Raw genomic sequence first — 15,741 nt, 5'->3', positions numbered from 1 at the left:
CTCCCCGGGTGGGGGGGGGGGCCCACGGCCCTGAAGTTTAGCCTAGTTTAGCCTTAGGCGCGGGCGCGACGGCGTGCTTCGCGCACACGCTCGTTGGAGTCAAGGATAACCTTGCGAATGCGGATCGCTTCGGGGGTGACTTCCACGCACTCGTCCTCGCGGGCCCATTCCAGGGACTCTTCGAGGGTGAGCTTCTTGGGGGGAGTCATGTTTTCGAAGTTATCGGCTGAGGCTGAGCGCATGTTGGTCAGCTTCTTTTCGCGGGTGATGTTAACTTCCATGTCGTCGGCGCGTGAGTTCTCGCCGATGATCATGCCCTCGTAGACCTCTGAGGTGGGTTCAACGAAGATGGTGCCACGTTCCTGCAGGCCGATGATGGCGTAGGGGGTGACGACGCCCGCGCGGTCAGAAATCATGGAGCCGTTGGAGCGGTAGTCGATGTCGCCAGCCCAGGGCTCGTAACCGGTGGAGTAGGACGAGGAGATACCGGCACCGCGGGTTTCGGTGAGGAACTTGGTGCGGAAGCCAATCAGACCACGGGCGGGAACAGCGAATTCCATGCGGACCCAGCCGGTACCGTTGTTGGCCATATTTTCCATGCGGCCCTTGCGAGCTGCCATGAGCTGGGTGACGGCACCCAGGAATTCTTCGGGCACGTCGATAATCATGTGCTCCATGGGCTCATGGACCTTGCCGTCGATGGTCTTAGTAACAACCTGGGGCTTGCCCACGGTCAGTTCGAAGCCTTCGCGGCGCATCTGCTCAACCAGAATTGCCAGGGCAAGTTCGCCACGGCCCTGAACCTCCCAGGCGTCGGGACGCTCGGTGGGCAGAACCTTGAGGGAGACGTTACCGATCAGTTCCTTGTCGAGGCGATCCTTGACCTGGCGGGCGGTGACCTTGGCGCCCTTGACCTTACCGGCCAGCGGTGAGGTGTTGATACCGATGGTGACGGAGATTGCGGGGTCGTCGACCTTAATCAGGGGCAGAGGCTTGGGGTTTTCGGGGTCGGTGAGGGTTTCACCGATGGTGATGTCTTCGATACCTGCAACCGCGACGATTTCGCCGGGGCCAGCAGACTCAGCGGGAACACGCTCCAGGGCCTTGGTGGCCAGCAGTTCGGAGATACGGACGTTCTTGGTTTCGCCATCCTGACGTACCCAGGCAACGGTCTGGCCCTTCTTGAGGGTGCCGTTGAAGATACGCAGTAGGGCCAGACGGCCCAGGAAGGGGGATGAGTCCAGGTTGGTGACGTGGGCCTGGAGCACCTCGTTGGGGTCGTAGGTGGGGGCCGGAACGTGCTCGAGAATAGTCTCGAAGAGGGGTTCAAGGTCGTCGTTATCGGGCAGAGCGCCGTCAGCGGGCTGGTTCAGTGAGGCAGCGCCGGCCTTACCGGATGCGTAAACAACGGGAACATTCAGCAGAGCATCAACGTCCAGGTCGGGTACCTCATCAGCCAGGTCGCTGGCCAGGCCCAGGAGCAGATCCATAGATTCGCCGACAACTTCGTCGATACGGGCGTCGGGGCGATCGACCTTGTTAACAACCAGGATAACGGGAAGCTTAGCGGCCAGGGCCTTACGCAGCACGAAGCGGGTCTGGGGCAGGGGGCCTTCTGAGGCGTCCACCAGCAGCACAACGCCGTCAACCATGGACAGGCCGCGCTCAACCTCGCCACCAAAGTCGGCGTGGCCGGGGGTGTCGATGACGTTAATGGTGATTTCTTCGCCCTTGGCTGCGGGGCCAGAGTAGAACACGGTGGTGTTCTTAGCCAAAATGGTGATGCCCTTTTCCTTTTCAAGGTCACCGGAGTCCATGACGCGGTCTTCCACGTCGGCGTGGGAGGAAAAGGCGTTGGTCTGCTTGAGCATCGCATCAACGATGGTGGTCTTGCCGTGGTCAACGTGAGCCACGATTGCCACGTTGCGAAGGTCGCTCCGTGAAGCGGTGTTCTGAGTTTCAGACATGCGGAAAGTATCTCGCTTACATGTTGGGGATAAGGACGCCGGTGCGCGGCTTACCTGCCGAATTTTCGGCACCAGCGCAGAGGGCTTTCGGTTTGATTATACCGGCGGCACCTAAACTAGCCGCTATCTTCTGGAACACATTAGAAAATAAGGGGCTTATTCAAAAGGGCGGTGTAGCAGGCTCGCAGCGAAGCTGCTGGCTCGGCGGCTGGCGTGAATCGCGTTGTGAGCGAAGCGAACCATGCGAGAGGGTCGGCAGCGAGCGCGAGCCTGCGAAACCGTTCTGAATAAGCCCCTATCTATTTCCTATTTATTCCAAGGTGTCTGCTTTACATCCTGGGGTTTGACTACCGGAATAGATCCGGTCACCGCACGAATCTGTTCGATTGCGGCGGTATTTGCGTCGACCTGGAGAGCTACCTCGTCAACAGCCTTTTCTACAGCCTCTTCGACCTTAGCTTCAACCGCCTTGTCCACGGCTTCTTCCAGGGCGGCTTCAAGCTGGCCGTCCAGGTGTTCGTCAAGGTGCTCCCCCACAGCTGCGGTGACGCGCTCTTCGACGCCTTCGGCAACCAGCTCGTTGACGCGGTCGTCGATCTGCTCAGCCAGGGAGGCCTCAATCTCATGGCGAGCATTGCGACGCTGGGCGCGGACGAAAAGACGGTGCTCAACGCTCAGGGCCTTATAGAGGGAGATACACATCAGCACGATCACTACCGAGAAAGGCAGGGCCGTCAGAATTGCGACGGTTTGAATCGCTGACAGCGATTCGCTACCACCGATGACAACCAGGGAGATCGCGGTTGCACCTGCAACCAGTACCCAGAAAACGCGGATCCAGGTTTTGGGTTCAGGTGACCCGTTAGTGGAGAGCATACCGAGCACCAGGGCGCCGGAGTCTGCCGAGGTCACGAAGAAGACGGTAATCAGCAGTACCGCACCGGCAGTCAGAATGACGCCACCGGGCAGATTGTGGAACATCTGGAAGAGGGCATTCTCTGCAGAGACGCTACCGTCTTCGCCCACCAAACTGGTGCCGGTTCCGAAAAGTTCCTGGTGCAGGGCGGTGCCGCCGAGTACAGAGAACCAGAAGAAGGAGGTCAGAGCGGGTACCAGCAGCACACCGATGACGAACTCGCGCACGGAACGGCCCTTAGAGACGCGGGCGATGAACATGCCGACGAAGGGCGACCAGGAGATCCACCAGCCCCAGTAGAAGGTGGTCCAGGCAGCCTGGAACTGTTCACCGTCAACGCCGTAGAGGGCCAGGGTCTCGAAGGTCATGGCAACGACGTTTTGCAGGTAGTTGCCGATGGACCCGATGAAGTTACGGAAGAGGAAGAGAGTGGGGCCTACCACCAGCACAAAAAGGCAGACGATAGCAGCCAGAACGAGGTTGCCGTTGGAGAGCCACTTCATGCCCTTTTCCAGGCCGGTGACCACGGAGAAGAGGGTGATACCCATGAGCACCACGATGATGCCCACCAGCCAGCCGTTGCCCTGGGCCGGAATGTTCATGTAGCCCAGGCCCGCAGCAATCTGCATAACACCGAGGCCAAGAGAGGTCGCTACGCCGAAGAGGGTGCCAACCAGGGCGACAACGTCGATGACGTCGCCTGCTCCACCTTTTACGCGGTCGCCCAGCAAGGGTTTGAGGGAGTAGCGGATGGAGAGGGGCAGCTTGAGGCGGTGGGTTGCATAGGCAATAGCAAGGCCCACGATGACGTAGATAGCCCAGGGGTGCAGGCCCCAGTGCAGGAAGGCCTGGCTCATCGCTGCCTGGGCAATCTCTTCCTTGGTGCCGTCACCCACACCTGGGCGGGGGTCAACATAGTGCATGAGGGGTTCGGTAGCACCGTAGAAGACCAGACCGATACCCATACCGGCGGCAAAGAGGAAGGCGAACCAGGTGGTGAAGGGGTAAGCCGGTTCGTCGTCGTCATTGCCCAGCTTAACGTCGCCCATACGGGAGAAGCCCAGGTAGAGGGCAAAGATAACGAAGAAAGCAACGATAGCGACGTAGTACCAACCAAAGTAGTTGATGACATCTGCCTGGAGGGCGTCGAAGATTTCTTTGGTGCGCTGGGGGAAGGCCAGGGTGATGCCGATGAAGGCGGCCATGATGACGGCTGCGGGGATAAAGACCTTGGGGGCCAGGGAACCTTCCCGCATGTTTTCCTTGGCGGCCGCGTCAATGTCCCCCTTCCGCAGGTCGGGGCCCGAGCCGGGCGGGGTTTGCTGGGTTGTAGCCATGTGGGTGTCCTTTATATCTACTTAAGTTACGACCTAGGTGACATGCAAAAGCACCTCGAACGCTGCCGTCCGCGTCCACATAAAGATAGGGGCGCAGAATCGCGCAGTGTGGTTCGGGAGGTAGCAAGAGATGCCTATTCCACCCTAATAATAACACCACTGATAATAAGTAGGCATGGCCTTAGCGTGCCCGATGCCTATAAAACCACAAAAAGCCACACCCCACAGCGGGGTCAAAAACTACCAAACCAACATAAAATAGAGGCAAGAACACCCCTAACGATAGGAAAGCAGAGCTCGTATGTCTCTTCCCGCCATCACCGATCCCGTCCAGACCAAAGCCTGGGCAGCCCTCACCGACCACCAGCAGAAAACCACCGCCGACCTACGCGCCTGGTTCGAAGCCGACCCCACCCGCGCAGAAAAGCTAAGCTTCACCGCCGCCGACCTCTACGTTGATCTCTCCAAGAACCTCATCACCGAAGAGACCTTGGCTCTGCTGACCCAGCTGGCCGAAGAGGTGAACCTCGAAGAGCGTCGCGACGCCATGTTCGCCGGTGAGCGCATCAACGTCACCGAAGACCGCGCCGTCCTGCACACCGCCCTGCGCCGCCCCAAGGGCGCCACCCCCGCTCTCGTCGTTGATGGTCAGGACGTCGACGCCGACGTCCACGAGGTCCTCGCCAAGGTTTATGACTTTGCCGACCGCGTCCGCTCCGGCGAGTGGGTAGGCATTACCGGCAAGCGCATCGAAACCGTTGTCAACATCGGCATCGGCGGATCAGACCTGGGCCCCGTCATGGTCTACGAGGCCCTGAAGCCCTACGCCCAGCCCGGCCTGACCGCCCGATTCATCTCCAACATCGACCCCACCGACGCCGCCGAAACTGTCAAGGACCTAGACCCCGAGACCACCCTCTTCATCGTCGCCTCCAAGACCTTCGGCACCCTCGAAACCCTCACCAACGCCCGCGTCTGCCGCGAGTGGCTGCTCACCTCCCTGCGCGAGGCCGGCGCCCTGGATGGCAAGGACGAAAAGGACGCCGTCGCCGCCCACTTCGTCGCCGTCTCCACCGCCCTGGATAAGGTCGAGGCCTTCGGCATTGACCCCGAGAACGCTTTCGGATTCTGGAACTGGGTAGGCGGACGCTACTCCGTCGACTCTGCCATCGGCACCCCCCTGGCTATTGTGCTCGGCCCCGAGGTCTTCGAACAGTTCCTAGCCGGCTTCCACGCCATGGACGAACACTTCCGCACCGCGCCCCTGTCCGAAAACGTTCCCGCCCTCATGGGCCTGCTGAACATCTGGAACGTCAACTTCCTGGGCGCCGAAACCCACGCTGTCCTCCCCTACGACCAGTACCTGCACCGCTTCCCCGCCTACCTGAAGCAGCTGACCATGGAATCCAACGGCAAGTCCGTGCGCGCGGACGGCAAGCCCGTCACCACCGCCACCGGTGAAGTCTTCTGGGGCGAACCCGGCACCAACGGCCAGCACGCCTTCTACCAGCTAATCCACCAGGGCACCCGCCTAATTCCCGCCGACTTCATCGCCTTCGCCAACCCGGTTCACGCAACCCGCGACGGCGAACAGGACGTCCACGAACTCTTCCTGGCCAACTTCTTCGCCCAGACCAAGGCCCTTGCTTTCGGCAAGACCGCCGACGAGGTTCGCGCTGAAGGCACCGCCGAAGAAATCGTTCCTGCCCGCGTCTTCTCAGGCAACCGCCCCACCACCTCCATCATGGCCTCCCAGCTGACCCCCTCCGTCCTGGGCCAGCTCATTTCCCTCTACGAACACATCACCTTTGTTCAGGGCATTGTCTGGGGCATCGACTCCTTTGACCAGTGGGGTGTCGAACTCGGCAAGCAGCTCGCCCTACAGCTGGCTCCCGCTGTGGGCGGTGACCGCGAGGTTCTTGCTCAGCAGGATTCCTCAACCCAGGGCCTGATTGGCTACTACCTGGAAAATCGTAACTAGTATCGCTTCAGCTGGACGCACCTTGGCCGACTAACCTTCTTGGTCTCGCCCTGGAGGGCTCGCCCAATTCATGCCAGCCCCAGCCAGTCGGCTGCAGGTGCGTCCAGCCTTCGCCCAGGTAAACATGCCAAGTAGCACAGGACCCCGGTAACTTCGTGAGTTACCGGGGTTCTGCGTTAAAGCTGGGTGAGCGTGGTGAGTACGGCCTGCTCGATTATTCCGATGACCTGGGCCTCAGGTAGGGTAGGTAGGTTTCCACCTTCCACTCCCCCGGCGTCCGCACTGGCTGTGACCTGCGGACGCCCGGCCGTGGCGTCCGCACTCTCCCCAGCTTCTGCGCGGGTGAGGGGAATATGAATAAAGCCAGCCGGTATTGCTCCCGCTGTGGCATACATGAGCTCGTAAAAAACATGGTTACAGACAAAGGTGCCGGCGGTGTATGACAGCTCTACGGGCAGCTGCTGGGCGGTTAACTGCTCAAAAATTGCTCGGATGGGCAGGGTAGAAAAATAGGCATCGGGACCACCACTACGAATGGGCTGGTCTATCAGCTGGGCTCCCGCATTATCTGGAATACGGGCTGAGTCAAGGTTGATAGCAACCCGTTCCAGACTGACCTTGTCGCGGCCAGCGGCAACACCCAGGCTGATAGCAAGCTGAGGTGTGAAGCGCTCAAGCAGCTCGCCCAGTACACGACTAGATGCAGCAAACTCCACCGGCAACTCTTCTACCTCCACGGTGAGGTCGGGGACCGAAACAGCTAGGGCTTCTTGGGTGCCCATGGCCACTGCCTGACTGGGGTTAACGGGAACCCCCTCAAAGGGACCGAAATAGGTCAGCAAAAGGGTAGTCATCATCGACTCCTGCGATTATAGGTATTCTTGAGGGTATGTCTGAGCACAAGCCTACCCGCTATATCCATCGCGAAGAACCCCTAGAAGATACCCCCGAAGCCCTCAACCTAGACGGTTTCGACGATGAAGAGCATCCGGACGAGCGCCGCGCCCCCGCCGTTGCCCAGCAGGTGGGATTTGCAGGGGCAGTGCGCCTTTTTTACCGTCACTACTGGAATAGCAAGGGCCAGGCATCAGCCAGTGAATTCTGGTGGGCATTGGCCTATCTATTGATGGGCACTGTTATCTATTTTGGGGTTACCATTTGGCTTAATTACCTCACCCTGAGCGAAAATGCCTCATCTCTTTTGCGCACTTTATTTATGTTGCTTGTTATAACAAACCCTCTATGGGTTGTTGTCAATATCGGCCCAACTTTATCCCTCATAAAACGCAGGCACCACGCACTTTAACCGGTTTAAAATCGATTCAGCTCCTTGCGCGCCTACTACACCGCACCACAACAACTAACCCATTTTGTCAAAGACAAAACCACATTTGCCTATATTCAGCTTCAAAAATGAAATTTTTATGAAATCTTTAGTCATAGTCCCTAGTCAGAAGATCTTGCCCCCATATCAGTGAAGACACACACCTCAATTAAGTTAGAGTTATACAGGGTTTATCAGCAGTTTGCCGGTCGACCCCAAGAGGAATCCCCCTATACTTCCTCATAATACTAGCCCGTAGTGCCGGACATCCACACACCTAGAAAGGTTTAACACTATGACTTCCTTCCATAAGCCCTCAAAGAAGGTCACTGGTACCGCCGCCGTACTTTCACTCGGTATGGCTTCTTTCGTGGGATCACCTGCTTTTGCTGCCGAGACCTCCGAGTGGGTTGATCTCCCCACCGTCACCAATGAAGGTTCTGCCTGGGTCTCCCCCGTCACCGGCGACGCGAATGGCTCAGCTTGGGTCGATGAGAATCTCAACCCCCTGGTCACCGCCAAGGGTGAAGGCGTCACCCACGAACTACCTGAGGGCCACATCGGCTTCAACGGTGAAGGCGTCACCCACGAGGTTCCTTTCCTCCCCGTTGACGGCTCCACCTGGGTTGACGAAAACCTCGACCCCCTCATCACCGCCAAGGGTGAGGGTGTAACCCACGAACTACCTGAGGGCCACATCGGCATCAACGGTGAAGGCGTCACCCACGAACTACCCGAAGGCCACATCGGCATCAACGGTGAGGGTGTAACCCACGAACTGCCCGAGCTGCTCATCACTGCTAAGGGCGAGGGCGTGACCCATGAGGTTCCCGAGGGCCACATTGGCATCAACGGCCCCGGCACCACCCATGAGCTGTCTGAGCTCATCATCACTGCTAAGGGCGAGGGCGTGACCCATGAGGTTCCCGAGGGCCACATTGGCATCAACGGCCCCGGCACCACCCATGAGCTGCCTGAGCTCATCATCACTGCTAAGGGCGAGGGTGTCACCCACGAACTGCCCGAGCTACTTATCACGGCTAAGGGCGAGGGCGTGACCCATGAGGTTCCCGAGGGCCACATTGGCATCAATGGTGACGGCGTCACCCACGAACTGCCCGAGGGCCACATTGGCATCAACGGTGAGGGTGTAACCCACGAACTCCCTGAGGGCCACATTGGCATCAACGGTGAGGGTGTAACCCACGAACTGCCCGAGGGCCACATTGGCATCAACGGTGAGGGTGTAACCCACGAACTGCCTGAGCTCATCATTGCCAAGGGCGAGGGCGTCACTCACGAGCTCCCCGAGGGTGTGCTGACCGCTAAGGGTGAAAGCGTCAAGGCTGAAGAGAAGCCGACTCTTGACCCCGCAACCGTAGTCACCACCTCAACCGAGACCAAGGCCGATGCCAAGACCGAGGCAGCCAAGTCTGAAACCAAGACTGAGACTGCGAAGACCGAGGCAGCCAAGAAGCCTGAGCTGGCTAAGACCGGTGCAGCCGATGCAGCAGTCTTGGCTCTGGGTGGTCTGGGTATTCTGGGTCTGGGTGCCGGTGCTGTTCGTGCAGCCCGCCGCGCCTAAGCTAGGCCAAATTTGGCTCTAGCTCAAGATTCACTATCAGGTTAGAGCTAAAACTATGAGCTAAAGGGCGCCTACCCCCTTATGGGGTAGGCGCCCTTTCACTATTCAGCCACCGGGGCAGGCAGAGAGTTTAGCCCAGGATCGCAGGGGCCTTGAAGTCTTGGCCCAAGAGGTGCTGGTCCAACCAGGCGGTGAAAACCTGGTACCAGAGGCGGGAGTTGCCAGGCTTGAGAATCCAGTGCCCTTCATCGGGGAAGTAGAGGTACTTGTGGCCCAGGTCCGGTGAGTGGCGCTGCAGATCAGCCCAGAGGTGGTGGGCCTGACCGATGGGCACTCGGTAGTCCTTGTCGCCGTGAATCACAAGCATGGGGGCCGCGATATCGGCAGCGCGGTGACGGGGCGAAATGCTGTCGCCCTCTCCCCCGAATTCGACCTTCCATTCGTGCCAGGAGCCGTTATCTGAGAGGTAATACATGGTGTTGTAGTCCCAGATAGAGGCGTGGGTGACGTAGCACTTGAAGCGGGTGCCCGCGCGTCCTGCCACCCAGTTAGTCATGAAGCCGCCGTAGGAACCGCCAGAGAAAGCCACGTTGTCGCCCTGAATATCGTCACGAGCCGATACTTCTTCAACCACCTGCATAATGTCGGTGTAGGGGGTGCCGCCCAGGTCGTCGCCGCCGCGGTCCAGCATGTGCTGGCCGTAGCCGGTAGAGATTGCGGGATCGGGCATGAGCACAGCGTACCCGGCTTCGGTAAAAGCCCAGGGGTTCCAGCGGTAGGTCCAGGAGTTCCAGGACCCCCAGGGGCCGCCGTGGGCGAAAACGAGCAGGGGCAGGGGGCCGTCCGTGTCCTTTTCGGGCAGGGCGAGGAAGGAGGTGAACTGAGTTCCGTCAGTGGCGGTGGAGCTCAGTCGATCAAAACGACCGGGGGCGCGCAGCTCTTCAACGGGTGATGCCAGACGGGTAATATCGCCGCTTTCGATATCGATCCGCACGGGGTAGGCCGAGTGCTGGTGGGCATCGCGCAGGGCAATCAGGGAGCCTTCGTTGTAGGCCAGGGCCGAGAAGTGGCTGGCGCCGTCCTCAACCAGGGTGCGGGTGGAGCCGCCGATGCTGCCGGTCAGGATGGCGGTGGCCCCCAGGTGGTCGGTCACAAAAGCGTAGCGGGTGCTGTCGAGCCACACAATGTCGCCAGCCCAGCGGTCTACGTCGCGGGAGAGCTCAGTCAACTTGCCGGTCTCAAAACTGTAGTGGCTTGCGTTAACCTTGATGGACTGGCCGGGCAGCCAGCGGCGCACCTCAGTGATAGCTAGACCGCTGCCGTCCGGAGTGAAGGGGCCAGCCGAGTAGTCGTGGGTTTCAGTCGCCTCAACCAACAGCTGGGGTTCTTTCTCGCCGTTGAGGTCAAGTAGCCAGGTGCTGTAGCGCTGGTGGATGCCGCGGGTCTTGGTGTGCAGAGTGACGGCTGCACGGTCGCCGGTGGGGCAGACCTCAAAACCGGCTAGTTCTGAGCGGTCGCCCGGCAGGGTGATTCGGCGGGGTTGGCCGTCCCCGTCCTTAACGAAAAGGGCGCGGACGCCGGTGCCCAGGTCGTGGTCCCAGAAGCGGGTGGGGAATTCGGTATAGAGCACACCGGAGGTTGCGGTTTTCTCGCGTTCATCGAGGGTCTTGGCCTGTTCTTCGAGGCTGCCGCGGTGGGCTTTGCCGCTGTAGATGTAGCGGGTGGTTTCGCCGCGCTGGCGCACCGCGAGGGCATCTACGCCGCCGGGGTGGGTGAAGATGAGTTCGGGCTCACCGTGCTCCGGTAGGCGGTAGACACCTTTGAGGCTCTTGGAGTCGGCTTCGTCGACGTCCTTGCCCAGGGTCAGGTAGATGTGCCCCTCGTCGGTGATGGTCAGGACGGAGGCGCCCGACTCGGGTGCCGTCAGCGGGTAGGGTTTGCCCTCCTGGCTTGTGGGAAGGGCCCAGAGGCGGGGGCGCCACTTTGCACCGTCCTTGTTGAGGGTGTTGACGGTGAGCACGGGCGCGCCGGTGCGGCCTGCCGCCAACCCGACCATGCGAGGATGTTCGATGAGCTGCTTGAGGTAGGCAGCGTTTTTCTGCTGGTTGTTTTCACTAGATGTGGTGTCAGTCATAGACTCTACGGTATCACCAGCACCTACCGGGGCGGTAGCGCGTCCGCGTCCTCAAAATCATCGCCGGTAAAAAGAGGGAAAATATACTGAGTATTCAGTGGGGCCTGGTTGCTATGGTCATCACGCGCAGGGTCGGGGTGAACCCACCGGATTTCCTCAATTTCAGCGCTGGGCGCGGCCTGCTCCAGATCAGCAACACCCCCGGCAGTTACCAAGAGGTAAACATGGGCGCGGACGGTTCGCCCCGCCTCATTGAGGGCAGCCGCCTGGTAGGTTCCCAGGTTCATCAAGGAATAGCTGTCGAGCACAAGGCCCAGTTCTTCGGTAGCTTCACGGCGGGCGGTTTCTTCGGCGGTTTCACCCGGCTCAGGCTTACCACCGGGAAGCATGAACCCTGTGGTGCCGCGTTTGCGAACGGTGAGAACCTCACCCAAGGAATTACGAATGACAAGTGCAGAAACAACAATCGGGGCTGAAGTAGCGGTACTCATATCAGTAACCCTATCTCAGTAGTCGAGTCATCTTGTCACACAGGCTCTCTTATTTAGTGAGCGCAGGCACATCGTTGTATTCTTGGAAATGAAACTGCCCACAAGCGACAAGGGAGACGCCCTTCATGGCAAAGATTATCTACACCCACACCGATGAGGCTCCGCTGCTGGCGACCTACTCCTTCCTGCCCATCCTTGAGGCCTATGCTTCAACCGCCGGTGTTGAGGTAGAAACCCGCGATATTTCACTTTCTGGCCGTATTCTGGCCCAGTTCAGCGATATTCTCCCTGCAGAGCAGCAGGTAGCGGACGCCCTGACCGAGCTGGGCGAGCTGGCTAAGACCCCCGAAGCTAACATCATCAAGCTGCCCAACATCTCGGCGTCCGTACCCCAGCTCAAGGCCGCTATTGCTGAGCTGCAGGAAAAGGGCTTCGCTATCCCCGATTACCCCGATGAGGTTGTGACCGAGCAGGATAAGGACGTCCGCGCCCGCTACGACCGTGTCAAGGGCTCAGCCGTTAACCCGGTTCTGCGCGAGGGCAACTCAGACCGCCGCGCTCCCCTGTCTGTTAAGAACTACGCCCGCAAGAACCCCCACTCCATGGGTGCCTGGTCAGTAGATTCCAAGACCAATGTTGCAACCATGGGTCACGATGACTTCTTCTCTAACGAGAAGTCCGTGATTATTGAGGCTGACGATACCCTGAAGATCCAGCACGTCGGTACCGACGGCACCGTGACCGTCCTGAAGGAATCTGTGCCCGTGCTGGCTGGCGAAATCGTCGACGGCACCTACATGAATGTGGCTGAACTCGACAAGTTCCTAGCTGAGCAGGTTGCCCGCGCCAAGGCTGAGGGTGTGCTCTTCTCTGTGCACCTGAAGGCCACCATGATGAAGGTTTCTGACCCCATCCTCTTCGGCCGCGTCGTGCGCGCCTACTTCTCCGAACTCTTTGAGACCTACGGTGAGCAGCTGGACGCCGCCGGCCTGAACGGTAACAACGGCCTGGCCGCTATCATCTCCGGCATTGATACCCTGCCCGAGGATATCCGCGAGGACGTCCGCGAGCTCATCCACAAGGGCCTGCAGGAAGGCCCCGAACTGGCCTACGTCAACTCAGATAAGGGCATCACCAACCTGCATGTTCCCTCAGACGTCATTGTGGACGCTTCCATGCCCGCAATGATTCGCACCTCCGGCCAGATGTGGGGCGAATCAGGCCAGCAAGCTGACACCCTGGCTGTGCTGCCCGATTCCTCCTACGCTGGCGTCTACCAGACCGTCATCGAGGACTGCCGCGCCAACGGCGCCTACGACCCCACCACCATGGGTACCGTGCCCAACGTGGGTCTAATGGCGCAGAAGGCTGAGGAGTACGGTTCACACGACAAGACCTTCCAGCTTGAGGCGGACGGCAAGGTTCAGGTGGTGAACTCTGCCGGTGACGTACTCATTGAACACGAGGTTTCTGCCGGTGATATCTGGCGCGCCTGCCAGACCAAGGACATCCCCGTTCAGGACTGGATCAAGCTGGCCGTCACCCGCGCCCGCGACTCCCAGACCCCCGCTGTCTTCTGGCTCGATAAGAACCGTGCCCACGACGCTAACCTGATTGCAAAGGTCGAGAAGTACCTGCCCGAGCACGATACCGAGGGCCTTGATATTCGTATTCTGGCTCCCGCTGAGGCAACCCAGTTCTCGATTGACCGCATCCGCAAGGGTGAGGACACCATTTCGGTGACCGGTAACGTGCTGCGTGACTACCTAACCGACCTCTTCCCCATCCTGGAGCTGGGTACCTCAGCCAAGATGCTGTCCATTGTTCCGCTGATTAACGGTGGTGGCCTCTTTGAGACCGGTGCTGGTGGCTCTGCCCCCAAGCACGTCCAGCAGGTTCTGGAAGAGAACCACCTGCGCTGGGACTCCCTCGGTGAGTTCCTGGCCCTGGCAGCTTCCTTTGAGCACCTGGCAAAGACCACCGGCAATGCTTCTGCCCAGGTTCTGGCTGACACCCTGGATAAGGCAACCGGTACTTTCTTGAACGAGAACAAGTCACCTTCCCGCCGTGTGGGCGAGATTGATAACCGCGGTTCGCACTTCTACCTGGCTAAGTTCTGGGCTGAGGAGCTGGCTGCTCAGGGTGAGGACGCCAACCTGGCGACTAAGTTCGCCCCGGTAGCTGAGGCTCTGGCTGCGAATGAGGAGAAGATTGTGGCTGAGCTGCTGGACGCCCAGGGCTCCCCCGCAGATCTGGGCGGCTACTACAAGCCGGAGGACGCCAAGGCATCAGCGGTCATGCGCCCCAGCGCTACTTTGAATGAAGTGGTGGACGGGCTGAAGAAGTAAAATATAAAGCGGACTACCAAAAGGCTTATTTAAGAGTCCTTTATTTGGCTTCTCAGACTCGCGCGTTGCTGTTGCTCCTCTCGCCGGTTCACAGGCGGTTCACGCTAGCCCCAGCTATCAGCAGCGCCGCGAGTCTGAGTCGCATTGGTACTTCTGGGCAAGGCCTATTTACAATCAATTCTCCCATCTTCGAATAAATTTCATTGAATATTATATCCTCATTTTAATTTAAAAAAACACATTCAACACGAAGGGTTTCAAAAGAGGCCATCAGCAAAAAGACTTCAAATATCTTTGAACAATAAAAACTAAACTTCTAATAAATTTAGGATTTCAATGTCTACATGGCCAACCCTTAACTCCATATCCACCAAAGGACCCCAATTTTCCATATTTTCCACACCCGGAAGTCTTCTTATCACAAGAATAGTAATATTTGTAATAATATTTATTGGACTTTCGCACAGCCTCCAAGAAAACTTGCACAAAACACTTTCCAACATTATAAGTATCCTAGTGGCATTGTGCGCATCATATTTGCTTGGAAAAGTTACTATACCCTGCGAGGAGGTTGAAGACATCAGGGTTTTAGAGGTTGAACCCGGGATGGTTTTGTGCACCAAAAATTTGACCAAGGGCACCTTTGAGGGCGGTTTAGTTCTTTCAAGATTAACAATCTCTGACTTAAGCCCTCAGGTAGAAATAGTAATTGCTGGAAATCAGGAACCGTTTATCTATCCACCAGATTCAGTTGTCCAAATTATAAAACCTCTCGATGATTCACCACATACTTCAGAGACCATGCCGGATTCGATTCTCAATGCAGTAGAAAAAAGGGATATTAACCTGCTAACTGAAAATGACAAAAGTATCGCAAGAAATCTTGGTCTCATAAAGCGCTTACCTTATAGCAAAAAAGATAAATGGAGCGCTTCCGCCATCTCATACCGAAATGCACTAGAGATTCAAAAATACACAAGCCATAGGGAGCCACCTTCTAGTATCAATATATACGTTAATTTTTATAGTGAGAATGTCTTCGAAATCAATGGGTTCGAAATCAATCTGGACGATGCTATCGAAAAAATATCAAATTTAATAAGTACCGACATTCAGAATAGTTTTTTAAGCCAAATTGAAGCAGGCAGAGACAATAGACAGCCCGAGAAAATTCATGAAGGATTTTTAAAACTAGGGAAAGATATAATCATTGGGGCGTTGGGATCAGGCGCTTGGGCCGCAATCTCAGGCATGTAGGACCAAAGAAGATAATTCACAAGATACCACTACCTGTTAAAATTATCAATCCGTGCATCACCTTAAACATCTGTATATACGAACTTAAAGGCTACAAAGAATTGGCCCGATTCGCTACCGGAGTTTCGATTCATAAATTTCCTAAATATCAGAAATTTGTACCAGTGGAGCTGGACTGGAGCTAACGTTAATCATAAAGTAAGTACCAGTGACCACGTATAAGAGCAAGCAACCAGTACAAGTTTGTAAGATTTAGGAAAAGGCTTCTAAACAGAGAGGCTTATTCAAAAGTAGACACGCACCCCACACCCACCAACTAGACAACGGCCCCACCCGCGGCAAAAATATGAGCGTTAAATCTCTACAAATAACCTCAAGCCATACCGGACAAGACCGTTGCT

General features: G+C 57.5%; 10 protein-coding genes. 5 read left to right on the top strand and 5 right to left on the bottom strand.

Annotated elements, in window-relative coordinates; translation table 11 throughout:
* Positions 1-53: 53 nt before the first annotated feature.
* Together typA and L6762_RS11715 are read right to left on the bottom strand one after the other, a co-directional pair.
* A complete protein-coding gene (gene typA, locus L6762_RS11720; RefSeq protein ID WP_237187463.1) occupies positions 54-1,967 on the bottom strand; it encodes a translational GTPase TypA in 1,914 nt (637 codons plus the stop codon).
* A gap of 306 nt (positions 1,968-2,273) precedes the next feature.
* Positions 2,274-4,220, bottom strand: coding sequence for a BCCT family transporter (locus L6762_RS11715; RefSeq protein WP_237187462.1), 1,947 nt, complete (start codon positions 4,218-4,220; stop codon positions 2,274-2,276).
* 301 nt (positions 4,221-4,521) lie between these two features.
* Here L6762_RS11715 and pgi point away from each other — a divergent pair, with 301 nt between their 5' ends.
* Positions 4,522-6,201 (top strand): glucose-6-phosphate isomerase, encoded by a 1,680-nt coding sequence (gene pgi, locus L6762_RS11710; RefSeq protein ID WP_237187461.1) that lies wholly within the window; start codon positions 4,522-4,524, stop codon positions 6,199-6,201.
* Between the two features lie 176 nt (positions 6,202-6,377).
* Here the strand turns inward: pgi and L6762_RS11705 are convergent, their stop codons facing one another.
* A complete protein-coding gene (locus L6762_RS11705) occupies positions 6,378-7,055 on the bottom strand; it encodes a pyroglutamyl-peptidase I (RefSeq protein ID WP_237187459.1) in 678 nt (225 codons plus the stop codon).
* A gap of 35 nt (positions 7,056-7,090) precedes the next feature.
* Between L6762_RS11705 and L6762_RS11700 the strand changes: the two genes are divergently transcribed.
* Both L6762_RS11700 and L6762_RS11695 read left to right on the top strand, forming a co-directional pair.
* Entirely contained in the window at positions 7,091-7,507 is a 417-nt protein-coding gene (locus L6762_RS11700; RefSeq protein ID WP_237187457.1) for a DUF805 domain-containing protein, read from the top strand.
* 313 nt (positions 7,508-7,820) lie between these two features.
* On the top strand, positions 7,821-9,110 hold the full coding sequence (locus L6762_RS11695; protein WP_237187455.1) for a hypothetical protein: 1,290 nt from the start codon (positions 7,821-7,823) through the stop codon (positions 9,108-9,110).
* A gap of 130 nt (positions 9,111-9,240) precedes the next feature.
* Here the strand turns inward: L6762_RS11695 and L6762_RS11690 are convergent, their stop codons facing one another.
* Both L6762_RS11690 and L6762_RS11685 read right to left on the bottom strand, forming a co-directional pair.
* On the bottom strand, positions 9,241-11,244 hold the full coding sequence (locus tag L6762_RS11690; protein ID WP_237187453.1) for an alpha/beta hydrolase family protein: 2,004 nt from the start codon (positions 11,242-11,244) through the stop codon (positions 9,241-9,243).
* Positions 11,245-11,267: 23 nt separating this feature from the next.
* The gene (locus L6762_RS11685) at positions 11,268-11,735 is read right to left on the bottom strand and encodes an NUDIX hydrolase (protein ID WP_237187451.1); all 468 of its coding nucleotides are present in this window, start codon (positions 11,733-11,735) and stop codon (positions 11,268-11,270) included.
* Between the two features lie 125 nt (positions 11,736-11,860).
* Here L6762_RS11685 and L6762_RS11680 point away from each other — a divergent pair, with 125 nt between their 5' ends.
* Both L6762_RS11680 and L6762_RS11675 read left to right on the top strand, forming a co-directional pair.
* Positions 11,861-14,083 (top strand): NADP-dependent isocitrate dehydrogenase, encoded by a 2,223-nt coding sequence (locus tag L6762_RS11680; RefSeq protein WP_237187449.1) that lies wholly within the window; start codon positions 11,861-11,863, stop codon positions 14,081-14,083.
* A gap of 336 nt (positions 14,084-14,419) precedes the next feature.
* A complete protein-coding gene (locus tag L6762_RS11675) occupies positions 14,420-15,340 on the top strand; it encodes a hypothetical protein (protein ID WP_237187447.1) in 921 nt (306 codons plus the stop codon).
* Positions 15,341-15,741: the final 401 nt, after the last annotated feature.

The sequence above is a fragment of the Rothia nasimurium genome (assembly GCF_928381705.1).
Taxonomy (GTDB): Bacteria; Actinomycetota; Actinomycetes; order Actinomycetales; family Micrococcaceae; genus Rothia; species Rothia nasimurium_G.
The sequence above is the reverse complement of the archived record's forward strand: the minus strand, read 5'-3'. Positions and strand labels throughout refer to the sequence as shown.